Raw genomic sequence first — 23,422 nt, forward strand, 5'->3', positions numbered from 1 at the left:
ACAAAAAAGATACCCGCCGCAAATGCAGCGGGTATCCCCCGTTTTCAGGCAATGCCTGAAACCTCCTTCGGTAAAACTCTAAAATTCGATTCTTTTGGCCTGCCCGATGTGTTCGAGATTGACCGATGCGTACGGATCGCCGGCGGCTTCGGCTTTCCGGAGAAATTTTTCGGCCGTGTCGTAATCCCCTTTCATCATGTAGCATACGCCTATGTAGTTGAATGCCGCAGGATTCTCCTGCTGACCTTCCAGTTCTTTCAAAGCGGCTTCGTAGTCTCCTTCGACCATGTGCCGCATAGCCCTGTTGATCCGCGTAACCCCGATGTTTTCAGGACTGTCCGGGTCAATCCACGTGGTGCGGCCGTGCTCGTCCGTAACCGCCGTAGCGACGGAAGCCGTCCGGTCGATGTCGTAGTAGACCTGCAAATATCCGGCATTCCGCAGGGCAGGATAAAAATTCTTCAGCATGTAGGCATACGGCTTTCCGTCGGCAAGCTGTTTCAATTTGGTCTTGCGCTCTTCCTGCTCGATGGCGTAGGCATCGATGATGTCGAGCACCTCCTGCCGGTACTCCATATCCGACTCGGCGACCATTTTACGCAAACCGTCCCAATCCTCGCGCCCGTTGTAAAGTTCGAACAGGCTCTCGTCGCGCGGCATGTCGAGGTTCTTCAGCAGGTAATCCCGGAACGACTCCGCACGCCTTTGCGCGAGCGCCGTGTTGCCGGCCAGCGTACCTTCCGGCGAAGCGTATCCGGCTATCATGATCCGTTTGAGCGACGCATTCGGATCTTCGTGGATAAGCTGGAACGCTTTCCCCACTGCGCCGAGCAACTCCTTGTTGCCGGGAATATCCATATCGATTACGTGCGACCCTACGGTAAACCGGATTACGGCCGTCCCTTTGTCGCGTTCGTTGAACAGGATGTCGTAACGGTTGGGATAATCCTCGACAGGATGCAGAAACGGATTCTCCAGGGAATATTTTTCGAGTTCGGTGAGCCGGTATTCGAGCGGCTCGCTGTTGTAAGCCGGCACGATCTCGTAATAGAGCAGCTTGTCCGCGGCGAGCGTCCGGGCCGGTTTCGTATCTTCGGAGCAACACCCGACCACGGTTTCGCCGAGCGACAGCGACACCGTATTCATCCAGGATTGATACGGAACGAGCGCTTTATAGCCGACCTTCGCAGGAGTATCCTTTCTTTTTAAGACATAGCCTTTGCCGCCGGTCGCTCTATTGCGGGTATCGTACAGGCTGCGCCGGTTGCCGGTTACGACGATCTGCTCGAGCGCCAGCCTGTCGGCCCCGTTGTAGAGCACGGGCGTCATCACGACCCGATAGTTCGGACGCAACTTTTCGATATTCACATCGAACGACACCTCCACCTCTTCGTTTACCTTACGCACCTTTGTATTCTCTACGGTCCATGTTCCCGGCGCCGCAGCCCAAAGGTCGGCTGCGAAAAACAGGGACAAGATTATAATTAGCGATCTTTTCATCAGACGTTCGGATTATATCAGTTAATTATGAATATCAGGTTAACGCCCAACTTGGTCGGGCCGAAATAGTTTTTGGTTCCGGATTCGAGCCGGGGACTACAGTCGCGGCACCCGTACTTGTCGTAGTCGAAACGGACGTATCCGACGCCGACGGTGGCCTCGATGCTCCACTTCCGCGCGAGCATCCACTGGTAACCGTAACTGAATCCGCCTCCGACGTACCAGCCGTCGTAACGGTGTTCCTTACCGTCCCGGGCCAGGCCGAACGGCAGTTTCACCTTCGAAATATTGTACTCTCCGCCGAGCAGGTGTACGCCGAAAAAGTGCCCGTTGAAACGTTCGCACAACCAGTAACGGAACTCGGGCTGCACCAGCCAGTGCTTGAACATTTTGCCGTCGTTCTTCTCGAACGGATTGTAATTACCCGATATATCGAGGGTCGTCGCCCGTCCCAGCCCCAGCTCGACGCCGAGGTTCGGCGTCGCCAGTACGTCGTAAACGACATTGTTCTTCACAGCGACTTTCTGAGCGCCGGTCGAAGCCGTCATCGCGGCAAAGGCGAGCAGAAGAATAACTTTTTTCATCATGACTTTTCTTTCGTTTATGGACCGGCCGCCCCGCGGACGGCCGGCTTTGTGAATACTGATAAACAGAGGTTGCGTTCGTCGTTACTCTGCGCGCAGCGTAATCGTGCTGGACGGTTCCCGCATGATCCTCTTCAACGTACGCGTAGCCCTGCGGTCGCTGCTTTCATGGATCTCGAACAGCATCAGGTGATCGAGACGCGTCCCGGGAATCATATACCACTGGCGCCATCCGTGTGCGAGCCCGCTGCCGATCTCTTCCGCTTCGATCTTACCCGTCTTGCCCTGGTTATTCGGATCGTGGTTGTCGTGCCTCAGCGCGAAAGCGCTCACCACGTACAATTCCTTGCCGTTACCCAGGTTCGTCGCATGGTTCGCCCGCTTGAATTGCCTGCGCAGGAACTCCGTGCTTACCAGGTAATACTCATAGGTCAACGTAGTGTACACATTCGGATCGTCATGGTACAACTGTACCATCCGGGTCGTCGTAGCCTCTTCGAGATCGATCGCGGTCACCTTGAAGCTCACCGTCTGCAATCCCGGTTTGGCCGGAGTGTAATAGTAGTATCCGCCGCCGTCGTCGCTGAACCCGGTCATGTCCGACGGAGCCAGGCTCGGCGTATAAAACAACACGAGATCCTGCCGCGCGAACGCGTCTTCGGACATATAGAAGGTTATCAGCGCCTCCTGACCGATGCCGTATCCCACGCAGTTTTGCAGATAAGCGGAATGGTGTCCGTTGATCGATACGAGCGTCAGCGCAGGCCCGACATACGCGGTTTTGAAGATCGGGTTCTCGATAGTCACCAATTCGCCGCCATGATCCCTCGAATTCTGGAAATCGACGGTCTGCTGTCCCGCTCCGGTCGCCATATAAATATAGCTGATGCTGCCGTCCGGGTTCGATTCGATCTGCAGGCTGTTCCGGCTCGCATTGGTCGGCTCCAAATTCCGGGCCGTAATTACGCATCGCAGCGGGAAATAGGCGGCCGGAATATCGTCGGAAATGTCGAACGTAAGCGTTTTCGAATCGCCTCTGCTGACGCCGGAAGGCATCCCCACCGGGTCGAACGTAAACTTCTCGCATGAAATGACGGTCACGATCCTCGACAGGGCGCCGGCGGAAATACGGATTTCCGCCTTTTTGAAACCGTCGTCGACGACCCGGACGTCGGCGTACACCTTACCCGAACCCCGGTCGACGTACAGGTTGCTCAGTATCCCTTCCTCGTCGGACAGCACCAGCGGGTTGCGGATATCGCCGTTGGTCACGACGTTGCTCTTCTCATACTTGACGTCGAGTTCGAGCCGCTGCGTCGCGGAACCGTCCCCCGGATTGGTAAGGATATTGACGATCGGATTGACCGTCAGCCGGTCGGAACCGTCCGATATCTCGGGAGATTCTTTGATGATCTCCGCGTAAATGTTGTTGATCGGCGGCGCGTCGATCGCGCTTTCAACGCTTCCGGAACCGATATTTCCCGGGATATAGTCCATGATCCTTATCCTGAAATGGGTATTGCGAACGATCGGATAAAGATTGAGTTCGCTGTCGATCAACTCGATTTTGTAATACTTTTTATAATCGCCGCCGGCGTGAAGTATCACGAAAGTCTCGTCATTGTAGCCGTTGTCGCTCTCGAACATGTATTTAGGCTCGAGATCCAGCGTCGTCGGTTTATCGGCGCACATGCCCGCATCGGCCGGAACGGTGGCCCGGTCGGCCGACCACTCGAACGGTTCCGCAATGCCCGGACTGAACGGAGCGATCGTTCCGCGGGTCGCATAGTTATAAAGCGCGAACCCTTCGACGGTAAACTGCTCGCGTTGCCCCTGGGCCATCAGATCCAGCAGATTCTGGTCGATCTCTACGGTCACCTTGGCTTGGTTGCGCAGCAGCCTCACCTGCGGGGGAGCATTGAAATTATCGACGGTCTTGCGGTCCCACAGCACCCAGGTATCCGATTCGAGATCCGGCACGAGGGTTCTCTCGTCTTTGCCGAGCGAGCCCCGCTCGTCGAACGCGTTCCAGTCGTAATTGGCTATGAAATGCACGATACGCGTACTGCCCGACACCTTCGCCTTGAACGTACCGCCCTGCAGGTCGGATGCGACCGAGCGGCCGAGGAACCGGCCGTCGGCATCGAATTGCAGTAGACTGATATCGTTTACCGTACTCTCGGCCGATTTGGTACGAACGACCGTATAATCGGGAACCGAATAAGAAAATTCCAGATCGGCCTCCCCGCTTACCGGCATGGAAACCGGTTCCGTTTCGGACTTCATGCAGGAAGCGAGAACCGCGATCAGCAAAAACGGCAGCGACAATTTATAAAATCTTGTTTTCATCACTTTACCTTAATTATTTCATTTGTCGTTAAAAAGGCTACAACGGACGGTCTATATCCCTTACGCATCGCACTTCCGCACTGCTGGCACTCTCCCCGTCGGTACCCCCGGACGGATTGAGGATACGGAACGCCGCATTGCTCGCCGGATCGGCCGTCCAGTAGCGGTGTCTGTCGGTAATGTCCTTGATTTCGCATTTGCTCACATTTTGCAGGACATCGAGCAACAGCATCTCGGCATAGGTCGGCATGCGCCAGTTTTTATAGGTCACTCCGTCCGTATCGGTCTCGGAGTAGTTCTTGCACCGGCTCACGGCGGCCCAGAAATCGACCCGATCGGTCGAAGACGACACTCTCGACGCGAACATGAAGTTCGGAGAGATCATCCACCGGTTACTCGCGGAAGGATCGGTATAACCGTTCTTATCCAGAGCGGGATAGCCTACCTGGCAATAACCGTACGCCATTTCCTGGCGGCCGTCGTTCACCGGATTGTAAGGATGGGGACCGGTATACAGTTTTCCGGTCAGCTCCTGGTAATACCCGCGGATGTGGGCGTCTCCCCAACTGCCCCTGGTCGGAACGTCGGGCATCGGAATCGTTCGCAGGTCGGCCTGTTTGATATTGACCGTATACATGTTTCGGTTTTTGTTCCCGTCCACGTCCTGCGACAAGATATGGCCGATCCAGATCGGCGGACACTGCGTAACCCGGACGCTCTGGACGATATGGTCGCCGTTCTCCACGTCGAACGTAATCACCCGCGGAACGAAATTGTCCGGAATGGGACTGGCGATCGTGATCGATCCGTTGTGTACGAACGGATCGCGCGTAACGTTCACCTGCGGTACGGAAACTTCGGCCCCTTCGACGAAAACCTTCAGATTCTTGATCTCCACATTGTCCGAAGAGGACTGGAATCCCGTAACATAGGTATCTATGTTGTTCATCACGATGTCCTGCTCGTCGATGTAGAGGTACATGATGTTTTTGATCCATACTTCGATGTCGTTGGTCGTCCAGTCCACCACCTGATAGTCGACGTTTTCCAGCAAGACGGCCTCCGGTGCGTCGGATCCCCCGTCGCCGTCGATATGCGCCGTAATGTTGTAAATGTAGTTGCGGCGGAGTTTGTAAAGGTGCGCCGGATCGCTCCCGTCGGCCGCAAGGCGGTAGTTCACGGGAATCTTGTAATAATGGTTCACCGTGGCAGCCCCTTTCTTTATAGGCACGTTCAGGTAGATGAAAGTCTCATCGGCCACCGCGGCGTTCCAGTCGTTGGCATACGAATAAAAGATGATCTGGTTCGGATCGCCCGACACCAGGTCGGCGCCCGTATAGGATGCGGTAGTCGCCAGCGCGGGCGTATGAACGTCCCCGGTTTCCAGCACCCTGGCGTCGGACGCGTAGTTGACCAGTTTTTTGGTCACCTGTCCCGCCGGCTGGTAATCGGCGCCGTAACTGAGGTTCACCCGGATCTTGGCAACGCCCCTTTTGAGCGACACATCGATGTTCTTATTGGCTTTCGTACCGTCGTTGAGTACCGTCGCGATCGACTTACCGTCCATCAGCAGATCGGTCTGCACCGCATCGGGATTCAGAGCCTGGGCAACGACCGCCGCTTTCAGCTCCGCGAGGGACATCGCCCCTGCGGCGGCCGTACCCGCATTCGCCACGACATAAACCGAATACCCGGTATTTTCCGCGAATGCGCTCCGGTTCTTCGAAATGCCGTACCGGGTCATTCCGTCGACCGGCACGATGCGTTGGTAATGGGCGCAGGCGTCTTCTCCCTCTTTGTAGATAAATACGTCGAGGGTCGAAATCTTATTTTCGTTCAGCGCCTTCTCTCCGTCTTCGGTCGCCTTCGTCCCCCCCTCTACCGGCAGCAAGACCTGAAGCGTCAGGTTATTGCCGTCCGGGGCGGAGCCGTCCGGATCTTTCTGGCACGATGCGGCGAAGAGCAGGACGGCCAGCGAAAAGATCGATCGTATGATATGCTTTGAAATCATGACTCTATTATTGTATTTGTTTGATCAGAATGTCGGTTTCGGTTCCCGGGTATTTCCGGCCTTCGGCGAAGCTGCCTCCCGCGTTATCGGGATTGATCTTCGCTTTTTTACCGTCGATCGAGATATAGAACTGCGTCTCGCGTTCGACGTTCGGGGTAAAACTCTTGGCCGGCACGATCCGTACCGAGTAGGAATCGGCCCGGGTTATCCCCTGCGAAACGTAGCCGCCTTCGGACAGCAGCTTGAAATCGTGCCCGTTGGTCAGGTTGGCCGCCCATACCGCTCCGTCGGGAGCCGTGAGCTTAAAATCGTAGGTAGCCGGGGCGGACTGCGAAACCTGTCCGTAATTCGCTCCGTAATCCACTCCCGAAAAGGCGAACGCGAGTTCGTCGTAAGTAATCGAAGAAAGCTCCGTGTCCCATTTCAGGATGTCCACGCGCAGGAACAACAGGTCGTTCGGCGCTCCGACAACCGCTTTGACCCGGTAAATCCGGTTGCGTTCCAAGTCGTAAAATCCCGCGATATTCTTCAGATCGCCGCGATAGGTTACCGGGGCCCCGTTGACTTTCACATTCACCAACAGGTACGGGGTAGACGCGTCGTCCGGCGCGGCTCCCGACGGATCTTCTTCGCCGGAAATATTCTGATAACTGTAAAACGACTTTTCGGCGTCGGACGGTTTCAGCGCCGCATAGTCCGCATCGTCCGGAACCACGTCGAGGTATCCCGCCGCAGCGGGCGTATAGGTTTCCGTCCGGCGAATATCGCCTCCCGGCATCGCCTTGCTCTGATACTGAACGTTGCTGCGAACGACCTGGTTACGGAATTCGATCGAGGTCAGTTCCACGAGGTCGTCCGTCAATTCCGCCGACTTGAAAACATGCATGTCGACGCGTCCGACGAGTCTCTCCATTTCGACCGAAGCGTTGACGGCAGTTCCCGACATCGTCGTCGCCGTTTTGCCGATCATTGCGATGTCATCCGCCGAGAAAGACGAGGAAACTATTTCCAGCGCATCGAGCGTCGATTTGGGCGTATTCTCGTCGATGGTCACCGCCTGTCCGTTCGCCGTAAAGTTTTTTCCGGCATAGTTGGCGACGGCATAGATCGCTTTCTTGTCTTTGGTCACCCTGACCGACCGGACATAGCTGTTCGCAGCCGATTCCGGCGTAAAATCCGTTACCAACTCGGAAAATTCCAGATCGCCGTTGTCATGGTTGAATATGTACACGGCCAGACTGGTAAATTCGTCTTCGCCGGTGAGGGCGAGATCGCCGTTTCCGTTGCGGGTAAGAAGGGACAATGCCAGGCTGGCGTCCATTCCCGCCGGATCGTCCCCGGCGGTCTTGCTGCACGACAGCATCTGCACGGAGACGGCGAACAACAGAATGATTCTGGCTATCTTATACTTTTGCATGGATTCCTATTTTTGTATCGGATCGATGTCCTCTTCCTCCCAGGGAGCGACTTCTACCGAAGTATTGTTAAACCGGAAGCGTATGGCTATTTCCGCCTCGTCCTTGTCTTCGACGGAGATAGCGTGCTCGTTCATAAAATCCGCCAGTTCGACGGTTTTATAGCAAATCTCGCCGCCGCTGTTCGACAGTTTTAGCCGTATGTCGTTATCGTTCAAAAAACGGAAGGCGTTTACGCGTGCAACGTAGTCCCCCGTTTCCGCATCGTATGCGAGCTGAGCGCGGTAAACGCTTTTCAGAGCCGAGGCGCTCGCTCCGTCGAAACCCATCTGCGGATGCAGGTTCACGATATCCACCTCGATCGGCGCCGTTGCGCGGGTGGCGGGCGCCGCCGCCCCCGTAACATGCACGTGCAGCGGAATGTGTGCCTGATCGAACAGCAATTCTTCGTCCCTGAACTGACTTTGCACGACCGTTATCTTTTTGGTCGCGAAGTACACCCGGTCGTTTTCATGGTGTATAATGGGATCTCCCGCATAGTACGCGGCCGATCCCAGCACGGCCTTCGACAGTTGCTCGGCATCGTGTATTTCCGTCCCGTCGGTCAGGTTCGTCCATGCCACCAGGGAGTAATTTCCATCGGGCAGATTCAGGTTCACACCCTTGTGTGCCTGTAAGTCGGCGCCGCTTTGGGTGCGCCTCGCGACCAGGTTTCCGTCGCTGTCGTAGACGAACAGGGTCACGTTGTCCGATTTTTCGAGGAAGCGGCATTGTCCCGGAACGTCGCCGTAATAGTAAAACGATATCCGCGTACGCTCGCAGTCCAATCCGGAGCCGTCGTCGCGGATACACCCCGATAGTGCAAAAACCCAAAACAGGACAATTATGTAATTGTATCCTTTCATTTCACTCAGTCGATTAGCTGTATCTTTTTCGTAAAAAGGGGGGAGGCCCGTCCTCCCCCCGCATTCAGTTAAAGGATTACTACAACTGCTGGAACTCGGGATCGATGTTCTCTTCCTGCCAGTCGGCGATAGTAATGGTAAGGGTGATGTTATACGCGACCGGATTGAGATCGGTGTGCATGAACTGAGGTTTGATCTCGATGTTCACGTTGTAGATCTTACCCGCTTCGAACGTTACGTTCCCCGAGGCGGTCGTATAATTCACCACGTTGGCAAACTTGGACAGCGGCAGCAATCTCGGATTGTAGGCATCTTCGTCGGCGCTCGTAATACTGGTCGCCGCTACGTTGGCCAGGCTGAAGTGCAGATACGGAGTCTGTCCGGGGAAGAAGTTGAACGCGAAACACTTCTTGGCGTCGGGATCGGTCGGATCGTTGAATTCGTCCAGGTCGTAAGCCGCATACGCGCCGGAGCTCCACTGATTATAGCTTGCATAGGTCGCTTCGTCCGTTTGGGCGGCGTCCGAGCCGAAAAGCCATTTACCCTCGGTCGCTCTTTCGAAAGCGGTCGTATTGGTCATCAGCGACGCAGCCACAGCCGCTCCGTTGTATTGCTTGTAGAAGTTGTTGAAGTAAACTCCCAGCAGATCGCCGGTCAGACCTTCCCACTCTACGAGAGCCGATTTTCCGTTGGAAGTGTTGGTCACCGTTTCGCTTCCGCTCTCGACGAAGGATACCTTTTTAACCTGGATACGGGCCATCACCGGTTCGATCTTAACGGTGCCGGTAAACGTATACACGTTCTCGTCGTTCACATTCTCTACGTTCACGTCGAATGCCGACAGCGCCCCTGTCCCGGCAAAAAGCACCTTGGAACCTTGTTGCTGGCTGTAAGCGGCCGCAACGGTCACTTTGTCGCCCACCCCGCCGGTAACGTAAGTTTCCAATCCTTTTTTATAATTGCCGTAAACGGCCAGGTCGGAGGCTTCGGTTCCCACATTCGGAATGAGGAGTCCCACATCGGTCAGCTTGTCCCAATCCGAATCGGCTGTCAGGTCTTTGTCGACCTCTACTTTTTTCAAAATCGTACCCGCCGAGTTCGTTACGAAAATGGCGATGTTGTCTACGTCGGCCGTCTTCAAAAGCGGATCCACCGGGCCGGCCGCTTTCGTCTGGACGCCGCCCATGGAGATTACGACGTGCTTCTCTCCGGCGGGAGCGGACGGGCCGCCCGGGTCGGTGTCTTTGGAACACGAGGCAAGTATGCCTAAACTCAAAAACGCTGCAAAAAAATAATTGAATGTTTTCATGATAAAAAGTAAATTAATTAGAGTTTCACACAATCGGTTATTTCGGTCGAAAATCAAACATCGCAATCACGGTCGTCGAATCGGCAGTTCCGACATATGTCCGGATGTTTCAAGTTCGGTTTCATGTCCGATCAATTTTTCATACACTCATAATACAACCATTCGGGGGCAATATATAGATACGTTTACGCCTTTTTATCAACCAATTACGCAACAAAACCGATTCTCAAACTCCGATTCCGAAACAATTTTCCGAGACCGTTTTCGCCGTTTCGAAATGCGAAAACGACAAGGCCGCGATCTACCGTTTATCATGTCCGCCGAAACGCATATCGCAACTCCCGTCCGGCAGAACGGTCGGACGGGAACGGCTCGGATACGCAGAAAAAGAAACCGGAATACAGCGGGATCGCAACCCCGCCGTTTTACGGCCGGACGCGGGGAAGCATGACCGCACGAATTTCAAAATGTTAATTATTATTACCATATTTGCGGAATAAATATAAAATCACCTATCGCAGGAATGAATAAAGATTTAACCCGGAACGCCTCTGATAATAAAGATCGGGAATCGACCGAACGAACATCCCGCGAAAACGGGCCCGTTACGGTGGAACTGCTCGAAGCGCTCCGCGACGGGGATCACGAGGCCTACAAGACCGTATACCTGCATTACCGGGGCCCGATCGAGAACTTTCTATATAAATTGCTACGCTCCCGCGAAGAAGCCGAGGAAATCGCGCAGCACGTATTTATGACCCTGTGGGAGAGGCGGGCCGAGTTGGACCCTTCCAAAAATATCCGTACCCTACTCTATACGATCGCACGGAATGCGGTGGTCAATTTGTTCAAACGCCAGCGGGTTTTCGAGAAATACCAGAAAATGCAGGACTCCGGCGAACAGGATCTTCTGACAGGCGAAGACCTGTTGATCGCGCAGGAAAAAGAACTACTCATAGAGCTGGCCGTCAAGAACATGCCTCCGATGCGCCGGAAAATATTCGAAATGAGCCGACAGCAGAACCTCTCGCACGAAGAGATCGCGCAGCACCTCGACACGTCTAAACACAATGTCGCGAACCACCTGTCGCAAGCCCTGAAAAAAATCAAGCGCACGCTCAAATAGTCAATTCCCGCCGCAACCGGCCGGGATCGCCCCGTGCATCGCAAAAACCAGAACAACGCGCCGTTCTGACGAATCCGATTCTACTTTTGTATAAAACAGCTCTTTGATTGTATTATAATCATAACGGTCGTACGCTCCGTCCGGCATACCCGTTCCGCAATACGATTTCAAAAAATAATTCAAATAGATACTCCAGCATATCCGAACGACTGTATTTATGAACACCGACCCGCAAAAAACGATCCAGGAGATCATCGACCTGTACCTCGGCGAAGAGCATCCCGACGAACATACCCAGGAGCAGTTCCGCGCCTGGCTTGCCGGCGACGGCCACCGGAAAGAGAAATACGAGGCCCTGGAAAAAGCGTTCGAAAGAGAAGTCCGGTTCGATCCGGCCCCGAGCCGCAAAATACTGGACTCGTACCGGGAAATGACCGGCGCGGCGCGAGGCGCCGGCGTAGAACGCTCCCGGTCGCGAAAAAGAACGGCCCTGCGCATCGCCGCGGCGGTAGTTCCGGCACTGATCGCCGCCGCGACGATCTTATACCTGCTGAATCAACGCCTCAGCGAACATTTCGACGTGACCGTCCTGTCCGACGTGACCGAATCGACGGAGCGCGGAACGCAAAAACACATCATTCTGCCCGACGGTTCGCAGGCATGGATAAACAGCGGCAGCAGCATCGGATACTGCGACGATTTTGGATCGAAACGCACGGTTTACCTCGACGGAGAGGCGTATTTCATCGTGAAGGCCTCCGTACAGCAGCCGTTCACGGTGAAAACGGAAAACATGACCGCCGTGGCGACGGAAGCCCAATTCAACGTCAAGGCCTACTGCGACAGCGCGGCCTGCGAGATCGTCGTAGCGGAAGGTTCCCTCGACGCCTTCTGCGGCGGGCAAACCTATCGCCTGGCAGACAATACGCACATCCGGATGGACAACCGGTCGCAGCGCGTCACCGTGCACCGGATCGTCGACGGCGAACTGCCGCAATGGATGTCGCAGTTGCGATTCGAAGACACGCCGCTCGAACACGTGCTTTATATCATCTCCGGATTTTTCGGCGTGAAAATCGACCTGGCGGCCGAACTAGAACTGGAAGGGAACTTCACGGCCGCCTTCGAAGAAGGCCCGACGCTGGACAACGTGCTGCTTACGTTGCAAAATACCGTACCGGACTTCAATTACCGGATCGACGGGAACACGGTGCGCATCACGGAAAAACAGGTACGGGACGAAAAAATATCGAAATAATGTCAAGGCGTGTAAAATTATACACGCCTTTGATATACGACCGGTTCGGGAGACCGCTTCCGGCCGTTTTCCGCAGGAGCACGGAATCACCACCACACCTGTTCGCCGTTTTCAAGGGTGAAAATACGCTCTTCTTTCCCCCGGGTATGGTCCCTCAACAGCAAAAGCGCATGGGACGGTATGTTGTCGTAATACAAATTCATGTTCTCCGCCTTTTTTTTACCGAGCGATTCCCAGCCGGATTCATCTTTCCAATAGAACAGTTCATAAACATCGCCGATGCGGATGTTGTTGTCGTCGCTGCGAAAAGCATACTCTACGCTGCCGATCGAAACCGGTTCGCCGAAATCCATCCCGGCCCAACTGTTATTGGGATCGGTAGAGTCAAAGAACGTGAAAGGATCGCCGTCGAACACGGCCTCCCTGGTTCGTCGGGGATCGTCGAGGTAGGAGCCCGGCGTTCCGATAATCGTTCCTCTCAGGGAACGATTCGAACCGGGGGGGTGGAACAGCAGTTCGGCCATGTTGTTAAATCCGGCAAGAGAAGAAAAATAACGCCAATACCGGTATTTCGGAGTTTCCGCAGGAATCCGCACCTCGCCGGCCGACTGAGCCTCCGTAAATTCGTGAATCGTAACGACATCGCTGAAATCCGGCCGATTGGCAGCCTGTATTTTACCGGATATCAACCTTTTGGTCACTGTCGTCATCGCGTGGTAATACGGATATTTCCGCAGCAATTTAAACGATTCGCGGTTTACGGTATCGGGAATCAGCAGGTCTACCTTGCCGTAGGCGTCAACCGTAAAAGGGTACGACAGCGGCGTGATTTTCTCCCCGTCGGAGCAATACACCGGAAGATAGGCGATGTCGCGTCCGATAGCTTCGAAAACCGCTTCCGATCCGCCGACTTCTCCGAATCCGACCGGGACCCAATTCCGATTGTCAAAAACCGCCACATAAGCGTACTTATTCCTCTTTTTTAGTGCGGGATCGATCCTGATCCGGACGTCTTGCGTAGACACATATTCGGCGGTAACATCTTTTATCGTCACGGTACTGAGAGACGAAGGAACCGCCTCCCCGCTATTGTTCAACCGGATAAAAACCGGATTGAGCGCATAGCATTGGCGGTAGACTTTAGCCATCATCTCTCCGGGACGGTGAGGCGTTCCCGGATCCGTGTCCAACGGAACGAACTCTTCGAAACGCCCGTTATTGGAGACCTGAATGACATTCCAGGAATGTCCCTGGGCCTGAGTCGGCCACTGAGGGGTAAAATCGACAGCCACGGGAATGCCTTTGCTTTGCAAAACCGCCTTAACGACAATCCCTTTATCCGTGCAATTGGACAAATGCATCTTCAGAAAAGTAGACATCCGGAGGATCGGCAGTCCCGTATACGCATAGGGCAACGTCGTTTTCAAATGGGAGTTCAGTCCCTGATTTATATTCAGCGCCGCCCAATGCGGAGAATGACAGGTAAATCTTCCGGCTCTCAGATCGGTCAGGTCGTACAGCCGATCGGCCAATTCACTGCATTCGTCTTTCCAGTTATCCGCCTGAAAAGCCGGCGCGGCTTTGTAAGGAAGAATATATTCGCAAAAATCGTCAAACGTAAGATGAGCGGCCCAGGGCGCATTCGCCCAAGTTTCAAAAGCGTTTTCGATGTTTCGAATCAGATAGTCCGCTTTGAGTATCCGGATGTCCGATTGGCTGGAAGACGGTTTTACGGGGAACCGCTTGGAAACCGCCTCCATAGCCTTCACTTTGAATCCGGCCCAATCCTGATCATCGGCTTCTTTCAGATTCGTTTTTGCGAGTTCGAGCAAAGAAGTATCCAGAGGAGTCGCCAGAATCGAATCGACCTGATCGCAAAACGCATTGACGATCGCCGGATCGAGCGAATAATGCCCCGGCATGTTTTTAATCAGAAACTCGGCCGCACGGAGCTTCAGACTGTCCTCGCTTTTTCGACTGTAATGAGCCAACACCTTTTCCATTTCTCCGCGGTTAGGCCCCGCGCATCGGAGAGCCCATTCCAAAGTGGGTCTGTCTTTCGAACACGAGCAAACGAAGAGTAAAAAAAGAAGAGATAAAGATAAATAACGCATAATTTAAAAGTTAACAATTTTCCACCTGATCTGTTTGAATACGCTAAAGCATCGAACGTCGTTCAAAAAAAATAAAAAAATCAGACGAGAATCTACGCTGGCGTTTCGAGCGGAATCGTCCGATTACGACAACCGATAAAATAACTTTGTCAGCCGTTCCCATCCATATCGCTATACATTCTGCCTATATCCTATTTTTTTGAAAGTATCGACGACTCGTTGCATCCGTATATTATATAATTTCAGACGATATATTTCAGCCAAAAATAACAAATAAAAGCATTCGAAAACAAAACAGAACGAAATTTTCGAACGGGATCACAAAGCCGCAGCGGCCCAAAGCCGTTCTCGCCGCCGGAGAGGAACGCGACGCCCCGTTTCCGGCGCCGCCGGAATGCCGCGGATACCCGGCGACGGACCGCATTCGAAATAAAATGCGTGAAATCCCGTTATCTATGCAGAAATTAGCATAAATGAAAAAATAATATTACCTTTGTCGAGTAAACAACGCGAGTTCATTCTGATCTTTATCTTCTTTGCATTTTCCCGGACAGTTCCGTCCGGCTTCTTTCATCGTTGAAATCGACCTTTATAAGCTTTCTTTGTTTCGGCAATCAACTGCCCGAGTAGGTTTGTTACCAGGACTGAAGACGGCATATGTCAAATTTCAACGGTATTACGGAAATGAAATCATTTTTCATCGGCAAGTACGAAATCAAACTGCCCATCGTACAAGGCGGTATGGGCGTGGGCGTATCGCTCAACGGATTGGCTTCGGCCGTCGCGAACGAAGGGGGCGTCGGAGTCATATCGGCAGCCGGGCTGGGGCTGCTCTATCCCGGCTATAAAGGAAGCTATTCCGAGAAGTGCATATACGGGCTGCGGCAGGAGATCCGCAAAGCCCGCGAAAAGACTTACGGAGTGATCGGGATCAACATCATGGTCGCGCTCTCCAATTTTCCCGACATGGTACGCACGGCCGTCTCGGAAAATGCGGACGTGATCTTCGCAGGGGCCGGTCTTCCGCTCGATCTGCCGGGTTATCTGACCGAGGGGAGCCGGACGCAACTCGTTCCGATCGTCTCTTCTTCCCGGGCGGCGCGGCTGATTTGCGAAAAATGGTCGGCCAATTACGGGTATCTCCCGGACGCGATCGTCGTGGAAGGGCCGAAAGCCGGAGGGCACCTGGGTTTCAAAAAGGAGCAGATCGAAGACGAGCACTACTCGCTGGAGCATCTGATCCCGGAAGTGGTCGAAGTGGCCCGGAGCTATGCCGGCCGAAAAAACATTCCGGTCATCGCGGCGGGCGGAATAGCGACCGGTGAAGACATCGCGCGGTTTATGGCGTTGGGGGCATCGGCGGTACAGATGGGCTCCATCTTCGTTCCGACCGAAGAGTGCGACGCGTCGGTCGAATTCAAAAAAGTGTATCTGAACGCCCATCGCGAAGACATACGCATCATTCAGAGCCCGGTAGGGATGCCCGGACGCGCTTTCGACGGGGAGTTCATCCGGAATGTGGCCGAAGGGAAGGAGAAACCCCGCTCCTGCCCGTTCCATTGCATCAAAACGTGCGACTATACCAAAAGTCCGTATTGTATCATCAAAGCGCTCTACAATGCAGCCAAAGGCAATATGAAAAAAGGCTATGCCTTTGCCGGCGGCAACGCTTATCTTTCCGACAAGATCAGGAGCGTCAGGGAAGTAGTCGAAAAGCTGAAAACGGACTTCTTCCTTTCCAAAGCCGCCTTTTGAGCGGCATCAACTTTTAAAAACGTCCGCGAATGCGGAATTTAGTATGACATTCAACGAACTGAACATTGCAGAACCGATCTTGAAAGCGGTCTGCGAAAAAGGATATAACGAGCCGACCCCTATTCAGGAACAGGCCATCCCGGTTGTCCTCCGGGGAAAAGATATTTTCGGAATCGCCCAGACGGGTACGGGAAAAACGGCGGCATTCGCCATTCCCATCCTGCAAATGCTGTCGGAAGACAGCGCCCGGGACGAACGATCTTCGGTAATCGAGCCCGGCGCGAGCCGCCGCGACCGGCGAGGAAGATCGCACGGGAAAAAAGAGTGCCGCGCAATCAGATCGCTGATTCTGACTCCTACGCGCGAGCTTGCCCTGCAGATCGGCGATTGCTTCACCGATTACGGCAAATACACCGGTCTGAAACACACGGCGATATTCGGCGGCGTGAAGCAGAATCCGCAAACGGAAAAACTACGGCAGGGCGTGGATATCCTGATCGCCACCCCCGGACGGTTGCTCGACCTGATCGCACAGGGAGAGGTGAAGTTAGACGCCCTGACGCATTTCGTACTGGACGAGGCGGACAGGATGCTCGACATGGGATTCATCGCCGATATCAGGCGGCTGCTGAAAGTGCTGCCGGCGAAACGTCAAACGCTCTTTTTCTCGGCTACGATGCCCAAGGATATCGTCGCGTTGTCGGGGTCTATCCTGCACGATCCGGTACGGGTGGAAGTGACTCCCGTTTCCTCGACGGTCGATACGGTCGACCAATGCGTCTATTTCGTCGAGAAACCCGAGAAAAAAGGCCTGCTGATATCGGTGCTGAAAAAAGAGTCCGACCAATCGGTACTGGTATTTTCGCGGACGAAACACGGCGCGGACAACATCTCGCGCACCCTGAAGAAAGCCGGCATCCAGAGCGAAGCGATCCACGGAAACAAATCCCAAGGACAGCGACAACGGGCCCTGAGCGACTTCAAATCGGGAAAAATCAAAGTCATGGTGGCCACCGACATCGCTGCGCGGGGCATCGACATCCATGAACTCAACCTGGTAATCAACTACGATCTGCCCGACGTAGCCGAAACCTACGTACACCGCATCGGGCGCACCGGCCGCGCAGGACATACGGGAAGAGCCCTTACGTTTTGCACCAGCGACGAGCAGGTAATGGTAAAAGACATTCAGAAACTGACCGGCAGAAAACTGGCGACAGTGCGTCACACCGCTTAATCGTTTTATTAACTTTAAAATATATTAATGGCAGGATCACAATCATTTGGGAAAAGAGAAAACGAAAAGAAAAAGCAGGCCAAACGCCTCGAAAAGCAGAAACGCAAGGAAGAACGCCAGGCGACCGGCACCAGTTCGTTCGACGACATGATCGCTTATGTGGACGAGAACGGCAATTTCACCGACGTACCGCCCGAAGAACGCAAGAAAGAAGCGGTCAAGCTGGAAGACATCGTCATTGCCGTTCCCAAGAAAGACGACTCCGAACCGGAGATACAGAGAGGCCGGGTCGAGCATTTCAACGAAGGGAAGGGATACGGCTTTATCAAGGATCTCACGTCCGGCGAGAAGTATTTCTTCCATGTTTCGTCTGCGCCCGCGGGCATCTCGGAAGGCAACACCGTTACTTTCGAGACGGAGCGGAGCGCACGGGGCATGAATGCGATAAACATCACATTGACAAAATAACGATACGATTCACTCACAAAAACAGAAAAAATGAATATTTACGTTTCACACCTGAACTTCGCTACGAAAGACGACAGTTTACTGAATTTATTCGCGGAATACGGAGAAGTATCTTCCGCCAACATCATCATGGATCGCGAAACCGGTCGCTCGCGCGGGTTCGGTTTTGTCGAAATGCCCAATGACGCCGAAGGCCAGAAGGCCATCGAAGCGTTGAACGACACGGAGTTCGAAGGCAAAGTCATCGGTGTGAACATCGCCCGGCCGAAAACCGAAAGAAGCAACGACGGCTATAATCGCGGCGGAGGTTACAACCGCGGCGGAGGCGGATACGGCAGACGATAAGCGGCTGTAGGCATACGCGCATCGCACGACTCCTCGACCGGGCTTCGGCGATCATACGGATCGGAATCGGGTTTTCCCCGGTTCCGATTTTATTTGCAGAAAACCGTAGCGTTTTCCGAGGGGGACGAAAAGCTTCCCCGTGCAAATCCGTTATAAAAACGCTTTGCCGACGGGACGGAGAGGCAGTGTAAACCAGAAGGTGGAACCTTCGTCCGGCACGGACTCGACGCCGATCCGCCCGCCCAACTTCGAAACGATCGTTTCGCAGATCGAAAGCCCGAGACCCGTCCCCTGGGCAAACGCGTCGAGTTTGACGAAGCGACCGAACACGTCCCGCTGCTTCTCCGGCGGAATTCCGCATCCGGTATCCGAAACATAGAAATACAATTCCCCGTCGTTCCGATCCCGGTAACCGAAACGGATGTTTCCTTCGGCCGTGAATTTGATCGCATTGGTCATGAAATTGGTCACGACCTGCATCAACCGGTTCGGGTCGGTGCGGATCCGGTAATCGCTCTCCGGCTCTTCGAACCGCACATCCACCGGATGACCGTCCGGAATCCGCAGCCGGATGCTCTGTTCGATCCCGGAAAACATTTCCCGCAGATCAACGTCCGACTCGGTGAATTCGAGCGTTCCGGCCTCGATCTTAGACAGGTCGAGGATATCGCCGATCAACTGGAGCAACAGTTCGTTGTTGTTTTCGATGATCGAAATATACCCCCGTTTCTCCTCTTCGTTCTCCGTATCGGCCAGCACGCTCGAAAAACCGACAATCGCATTCAGCGGCGTCCGAATTTCGTGGCTCATATTGGCCAGGAAAGCCGATTTCAAGCGATTCGACTCTTCGGCTTTCTCTTTGGCCTCGCGCAGATCCTGTTCGAGTCGTTTCTGCACGTCGATCTGTAGCGAAGCGCCGACCAGTTGCACCGGGCTCCCCGAAGCGTCGCGCTCGCGGATGACGGCGAAACTCTTCGCCCACTGGTAGCCGCCCTGCACGTAGATCACCCGGTACTCCTGTTGCAGGATGTCGTTCCGGCCGGCCAGCAAGTCGGCGTAAGCGGCGCGCATCCGCTCCCGGTCGTCGGGATGGATCATCGCATAGTACTGTTCGTCCGAGACGATCAAGTGCTCGCCGGAATGATCCTCCATCCCGGACGTATAAGAGAGATCGCAGTCGACCAGCCCTCCCCCGACGTCCCACGTCCAGGGAGTCAATCCGGTCGCCTGCAGCACCAGTTTATACTTTTCATTCAGCTCCTCCTGCTCGGCGCGGTGCCGTTCCATCCGCGCCAGGGCCAGGTGCTCTTCGGTACGGTCGATACAAAATACGTCCTTAATCCCCGCTTCGCTGCTGCTGAACACCAGCTTGTCGTAATAGCGCAGCCCCTTCGCACCGTCTACGACGAACGAATGAACCGTCTGTTCGGTCTCCGCCAGACAGGAGAGTTTGTCGCGGCAGGACAACGCTTCGCTCAGCCGTTTGCCCAGGATCTGCCGGCGTGTACATCCGAATACCTGCTCAAAGGCGGGATTCACATCAAGAAACTCGAAATCGGAACCGGACGATCCGCCGGCGATCCGCTTGCGCAGATAGATCACCGGCATATTGTCGACCAGCTTCCTGTATTGCGAGAGCAGTTGGAACTCGCGGTTCTGCTGCCGCTGCCGCTGCATGAACCAGCGCAACCTCATCACGACCGCCGATACCAGCAACAAAAGCAGCGCTCCCAGAACGACCAAGTGAAATTTGTATTTCTGGAAAAAGCCCGGAGGAACCTGCGTATATACGGCGTCTTTCGGAAACAGGGCCGGATCGACCCCTTGGTGTACGAGGTGGTGATAGTCGAGGTAAGCCGCCGGAGCGCCGCCGTCTCGCCAGGAGATGTCGCGGGCCGGCTTTCCTTCGAGAATTTCCCGGATAACGGCGCTGGCCACCCGACTGAACTCGATCGCCGGAATATAATATCCGCCCGCGAAGCTACCCTCCTCGTGATCCCGGTCGGTCAGCGTAAAAATCGGCGTGTGGGCCAGCCCGAAGATCACCCGCTGCACGTGATCGTCCAGGTATTCATGCCGGTTCTGGGTAACGAACCAGGAGTAGTAGATAATCCCTTTTTTATCGTCGAAACCCGAAAGCGTATCGAGCAACTGTCCGGTCGTCAATTCCGGCGTGCTGAGCGATTCGAACGCCAGATCCGGGAAATATTTCTTTACCGTCTGCCGCACCTCTTCCCGAATGCGGAGGCTGATGTAGCGATGATCCGAAATCAGGGCCACGGTATTCATTCCGGGCTGCAACTGCCGCATCATTTCGATCGTTTCCCGGATAAAAGAGGGCTGTTTGAGGATGGTCAGGTTATATCCTTCGGCAATCTCCGAAGCCGGCACCGCCGTACGGCTGTCGAGGTTTCCGCCGAGCAAATCCTCGATCGAAGCAGGCATCGAATCGCGCGAATAGCAGATCACCGTCGGCACCTCCTTCCACTCCCTGTCGAACAGGGGACGGCAAACGAGCCAGCCGGGATCGCCGATATAGATGACCGCCCGGGGCGGAACGGGATATTTGGCGAGCAGCATCTCCCGTTTGGCTCGGGCGTCCTCGGGCGTCTTCATCATCGGGACGAGCAGCTCCTCGGTATCGACGCGCACCCCTTGTTGTCTGACCTCCTCCACCAACGACCGGTACAGGACATCCGACCATGCTTCGCCGAACGAAGCGGAATTCAGCAACAGAACGTAATTGCCGTTATCGGATCGCTGTCCATAAACCGATGGAAACCAACCGATGAGAAAAAATAAAATACACAGCCGCTTCTTCATAATTGCAGGCCGCAAGGACCCGGGTATCCGTTTACCAAATTCCAACGGTTAAAAGTAATAAAAATTGCCACACCTAAAATTTCTCAGGTATAAAAGCGGCCAGAAACAGAAATATAGCTTGAAAACCCGACTCACCGGGTCCGTATCCCACGAACCGGAATCGTCGGTGCGCCTCCTACAAATCGTCGTCGGTCGGCAGCGGCCATTCGTCGGTGCGGAAAGGCGCCGCGGGTAGCCCCGCGCTGTTGACCAGGTTCGCTTCCCGCGTAAAGTTAGCCCATCCGTAACGCACGGCGACCGGAGACGGCACCGCCTCCGAACGGACGGTCACGCCGACCCCGTCCGGATTGACCGTAGCCGTAGCCGGGTGGAAACGCCGGTCTTCGCCGGCGACCGAAAAACCGGAAAGCGGCTTGCCGTCTCCCGAAGAAAGTCCGTCCGCGGTCTCACGGAAAGTCAGCACGGCCGCACCGTCCCGGTATTCCACCCCGTCGAGCAGCGGACTGCTACGCACGATATCTTTAAAGCCGTACACGTCGTGCAAGGCCAGATTCGCCAGGCGGGCGCCCACCTCCTTTTTATAAGGCGGGTGAATATTGAGCGAATCGCCCAGATGAAAGGCTACCACCATACCGGTATTCTCCCTGCGGTCGAGCAGGCGGCGCTGCACGTCCCGTAAATGCGGCCAGGCGGATTCGATCTCCGAACCCGACTCCCGGCCGTCGTAGCCGGCCAGTTGGACGAAATAAAATTTCAGGTCGGGATCGCCCCACCGCTCGCGCCAGGAATCGACCAGCATCGGGAAAAGATGTCCGTACTGCCGGGCCTTGGATGCGCTGGATTCGCCCTGATACCACAGAATTCCGCTGATTCCGTACGGGATCAGCGGCGCGACCATGCCGTTGAACAGATCTCCCGGCGTATGCCGCTGCCCCGCCACATCCCAGCACCACGGGAAACGCTCCTCCACCGGCAGGCCGTTTTCGAGCTGATGGATCGACTGCACGAAGCGGTCGTGGATCGGTTTGGTAACCGGATCTTCGACCAACTCGGAACGCGGCATCCAACTCTCGATGGCCGTCCCGCCGAAATAAGCGCCGATGACGCCGACCGGCACGCCCAGACGCTCTTTCAGTTCCTGCGCGAATGCGTAGGAGACCGCCGACCAGCGCGGCACGCCTTCCGAGTCCGCCTTCTGCCACCGTCCTCCGGCCGTAAACACCGGCTCCTGCGACGACCACTGGAATGGGACGAACAGGCGGATATCCGGATCGCTAACCATCGGCACATTGCTCTCCCACACTTTCATCTCCATGTTGGACTGTCCAGAAGCGAACCACACCTCGCCCACAGCCACGTCGCGGAGCGTCGCGGTATCCTTTCCCGAAACGACCCGCATCACCAGCCCGGTGTCGGCCGCGAGCGGCCTGAGCAGTATCTTCCAGTCGCCTGCGCTGTCGGCCCGCGTCTTGTAACTTTTTCCCGCGAAAGTCAGCCTGACCGACGCGCCGGCGGCGGCCCGGCCCCAGACCGGAACGCGGCGTCCGCGTTGCAGCACCATCCCGTCGCTGAAAACCATCGGCAACCGCAGGTTCCCCGCCAGGTTCTCGGGCACGGGACGATCCAGGCTGTAATCCGTGAACGTCACCGCATCGCACGCCGCATAGAGCCCGGTAACGCCCAGGCCGAAAGCCGGCATATGGTTTTCGATTCCGATTTTGAGCAACACCGTTCCGTCGGCGTTGTCGGTAACGACGATCTTCCACGGCCGCCAGTCCTCCCGGTCGACGACCGGAGCCCGGACGATGGAAAGATTATACTCCCGCTCCGGCTGCAAAACGGGAAAATGAGCCTCCTGCCACATGCGGAAATTACCGTACTGCCAGCGAAGCGTCTGGAGAGCCGTATAACCCGCCGCGGGAGTGATCCGCAGTAAATGGTAGTCATCTTTGTTTTCAATGTGCAGCGCAACGCCGAACCCGGCGCCGGCACAGACGTCCGACAACCTGAAGTTCACGCTCAGGTTAAACCATTCGCAATCCCAGAGGCCGCTGCGGTCGACCAGCAGGCAAGGTTGTTCCCCCGCTTCCGGAACGATCCCGGAGGCTCCGGTTTGCCACTTTCCGGAGAGGGTCTCCCAACGGGGAGCCTCGCCGTACGCTGCCGCACTACACAGCGCCAGCACGGCCGCCAGCACGAATCCGTAACAAGTATTTTTCATCG

General features: G+C 55.1%; 16 protein-coding genes. 6 read left to right on the plus strand and 10 right to left on the minus strand.

Annotated elements, in window-relative coordinates; translation table 11 throughout:
* Positions 1–78 precede the first annotated feature (78 nt).
* From PGR91_RS11235 to PGR91_RS11265, 7 genes are all read right to left on the minus strand, one after another.
* Positions 79–1,500: an OmpA family protein gene (locus PGR91_RS11235; RefSeq protein ID WP_101573808.1), complete on the minus strand. Its 1,422-nt coding sequence runs from the start codon at positions 1,498–1,500 to the stop codon at positions 79–81.
* A 17-nt stretch (positions 1,501–1,517) separates the two neighbouring features.
* Positions 1,518–2,084, minus strand: coding sequence for a DUF3575 domain-containing protein (locus PGR91_RS11240; protein WP_055203614.1), 567 nt, complete (start codon positions 2,082–2,084; stop codon positions 1,518–1,520).
* An 84-nt stretch (positions 2,085–2,168) separates the two neighbouring features.
* Positions 2,169–4,433, minus strand: coding sequence for a hypothetical protein (locus PGR91_RS11245; RefSeq protein WP_118655731.1), 2,265 nt, complete (start codon positions 4,431–4,433; stop codon positions 2,169–2,171).
* Positions 4,434–4,470: 37 nt separating this feature from the next.
* Positions 4,471–6,444 carry a fimbrial protein gene (locus PGR91_RS11250; RefSeq protein ID WP_186965863.1) on the minus strand — a complete coding sequence of 658 codons (1,974 nt, stop codon included), beginning with the start codon at positions 6,442–6,444 and terminating at the stop codon, positions 4,471–4,473.
* Positions 6,445–6,451: 7 nt separating this feature from the next.
* Entirely contained in the window at positions 6,452–7,861 is a 1,410-nt protein-coding gene (locus PGR91_RS11255; RefSeq protein ID WP_118657172.1) for a fimbrial protein, read from the minus strand.
* Between the two features lie 6 nt (positions 7,862–7,867).
* On the minus strand, positions 7,868–8,764 hold the full coding sequence (locus tag PGR91_RS11260) for a FimB/Mfa2 family fimbrial subunit (RefSeq protein ID WP_055203374.1): 897 nt from the start codon (positions 8,762–8,764) through the stop codon (positions 7,868–7,870).
* A gap of 79 nt (positions 8,765–8,843) precedes the next feature.
* Entirely contained in the window at positions 8,844–10,073 is a 1,230-nt protein-coding gene (locus PGR91_RS11265; protein ID WP_118657171.1) for a hypothetical protein, read from the minus strand.
* A gap of 523 nt (positions 10,074–10,596) precedes the next feature.
* Here PGR91_RS11265 and PGR91_RS11270 point away from each other — a divergent pair.
* The gene (locus tag PGR91_RS11270; protein ID WP_118458812.1) at positions 10,597–11,199 is read left to right on the plus strand and encodes an RNA polymerase sigma-70 factor; all 603 of its coding nucleotides are present in this window, start codon (positions 10,597–10,599) and stop codon (positions 11,197–11,199) included.
* Between the two features lie 217 nt (positions 11,200–11,416).
* Complete coding sequence (locus tag PGR91_RS11275) at positions 11,417–12,457, plus strand: FecR family protein (protein ID WP_118657170.1); 1,041 nt, start codon at positions 11,417–11,419, stop codon at positions 12,455–12,457.
* Positions 12,458–12,543: 86 nt separating this feature from the next.
* Here PGR91_RS11275 and PGR91_RS11280 read toward each other — a convergent pair whose 3' ends face one another.
* Positions 12,544–14,460, minus strand: a complete 1,917-nt coding sequence (locus tag PGR91_RS11280; protein WP_118657169.1) for a discoidin domain-containing protein — start codon at positions 14,458–14,460, stop codon at positions 12,544–12,546.
* A 795-nt stretch (positions 14,461–15,255) separates the two neighbouring features.
* Between PGR91_RS11280 and PGR91_RS11285 the strand changes: the two genes are divergently transcribed.
* Genes PGR91_RS11285 through PGR91_RS11300 form a run of 4 tightly spaced genes read left to right on the plus strand, consistent with a single transcriptional unit; the run spans position 15,256 to position 18,376 of the window.
* Positions 15,256–16,326: an NAD(P)H-dependent flavin oxidoreductase gene (locus PGR91_RS11285; RefSeq protein WP_118657176.1), complete on the plus strand. Its 1,071-nt coding sequence runs from the start codon at positions 15,256–15,258 to the stop codon at positions 16,324–16,326.
* A gap of 43 nt (positions 16,327–16,369) precedes the next feature.
* Positions 16,370–17,563 carry a DEAD/DEAH box helicase gene (locus PGR91_RS11290; protein ID WP_055203362.1) on the plus strand — a complete coding sequence of 398 codons (1,194 nt, stop codon included), beginning with the start codon at positions 16,370–16,372 and terminating at the stop codon, positions 17,561–17,563.
* 27 nt (positions 17,564–17,590) lie between these two features.
* On the plus strand, positions 17,591–18,031 hold the full coding sequence (locus PGR91_RS11295) for a cold-shock protein (protein ID WP_055203360.1): 441 nt from the start codon (positions 17,591–17,593) through the stop codon (positions 18,029–18,031).
* Between the two features lie 30 nt (positions 18,032–18,061).
* A complete protein-coding gene (locus PGR91_RS11300; protein WP_118657168.1) occupies positions 18,062–18,376 on the plus strand; it encodes an RNA recognition motif domain-containing protein in 315 nt (104 codons plus the stop codon).
* 150 nt (positions 18,377–18,526) lie between these two features.
* On the opposite strand, the gene PGR91_RS11305 is transcribed toward PGR91_RS11300, so the two are convergent.
* Both PGR91_RS11305 and PGR91_RS11310 read right to left on the minus strand, forming a co-directional pair.
* Positions 18,527–21,109 (minus strand): ATP-binding protein, encoded by a 2,583-nt coding sequence (locus PGR91_RS11305; RefSeq protein ID WP_253906342.1) that lies wholly within the window; start codon positions 21,107–21,109, stop codon positions 18,527–18,529.
* 265 nt (positions 21,110–21,374) lie between these two features.
* Positions 21,375–23,420 carry a sialate O-acetylesterase gene (locus tag PGR91_RS11310; protein ID WP_118657166.1) on the minus strand — a complete coding sequence of 682 codons (2,046 nt, stop codon included), beginning with the start codon at positions 23,418–23,420 and terminating at the stop codon, positions 21,375–21,377.
* Positions 23,421–23,422: the final 2 nt, after the last annotated feature.

Source organism: Candidatus Alistipes pullistercoris, from assembly GCF_027665465.1.
GTDB lineage: Bacteria > Bacteroidota > Bacteroidia > Bacteroidales > Rikenellaceae > Alistipes_A > Alistipes_A hominis.

What these genes read in the sequence shown, in the direction of transcription:
- PGR91_RS11310 (WP_118657166.1), bottom strand. Translation starts at nt 23,420, where the DNA reads ATGAAAAATACTTGTTACGGATTCGTGCTGGCGGCCGTGCTGGCGCTG.
- PGR91_RS11295 (WP_055203360.1), top strand. Translation starts at nt 17,591, where the DNA reads ATGGCAGGATCACAATCATTTGGGAAAAGAGAAAACGAAAAGAAAAAG.
- PGR91_RS11300 (WP_118657168.1), top strand. Translation starts at nt 18,062, where the DNA reads ATGAATATTTACGTTTCACACCTGAACTTCGCTACGAAAGACGACAGT.
- PGR91_RS11245 (WP_118655731.1), bottom strand. Translation starts at nt 4,433, where the DNA reads ATGAAAACAAGATTTTATAAATTGTCGCTGCCGTTTTTGCTGATCGCG.
- PGR91_RS11260 (WP_055203374.1), bottom strand. Translation starts at nt 8,764, where the DNA reads ATGAAAGGATACAATTACATAATTGTCCTGTTTTGGGTTTTTGCACTA.
- PGR91_RS11290 (WP_055203362.1), top strand. Translation starts at nt 16,370, where the DNA reads ATGACATTCAACGAACTGAACATTGCAGAACCGATCTTGAAAGCGGTC.
- PGR91_RS11235 (WP_101573808.1), bottom strand. Translation starts at nt 1,500, where the DNA reads ATGAAAAGATCGCTAATTATAATCTTGTCCCTGTTTTTCGCAGCCGAC.
- PGR91_RS11240 (WP_055203614.1), bottom strand. Translation starts at nt 2,084, where the DNA reads ATGAAAAAAGTTATTCTTCTGCTCGCCTTTGCCGCGATGACGGCTTCG.
- PGR91_RS11280 (WP_118657169.1), bottom strand. Translation starts at nt 14,460, where the DNA reads ATGGAAAAGGTGTTGGCTCATTACAGTCGAAAAAGCGAGGACAGTCTG.
- PGR91_RS11275 (WP_118657170.1), top strand. Translation starts at nt 11,417, where the DNA reads ATGAACACCGACCCGCAAAAAACGATCCAGGAGATCATCGACCTGTAC.
- PGR91_RS11285 (WP_118657176.1), top strand. Translation starts at nt 15,256, where the DNA reads ATGAAATCATTTTTCATCGGCAAGTACGAAATCAAACTGCCCATCGTA.
- PGR91_RS11270 (WP_118458812.1), top strand. Translation starts at nt 10,597, where the DNA reads ATGAATAAAGATTTAACCCGGAACGCCTCTGATAATAAAGATCGGGAA.
- PGR91_RS11265 (WP_118657171.1), bottom strand. Translation starts at nt 10,073, where the DNA reads ATGAAAACATTCAATTATTTTTTTGCAGCGTTTTTGAGTTTAGGCATA.
- PGR91_RS11255 (WP_118657172.1), bottom strand. Translation starts at nt 7,861, where the DNA reads ATGCAAAAGTATAAGATAGCCAGAATCATTCTGTTGTTCGCCGTCTCC.
- PGR91_RS11250 (WP_186965863.1), bottom strand. Translation starts at nt 6,444, where the DNA reads ATGATTTCAAAGCATATCATACGATCGATCTTTTCGCTGGCCGTCCTG.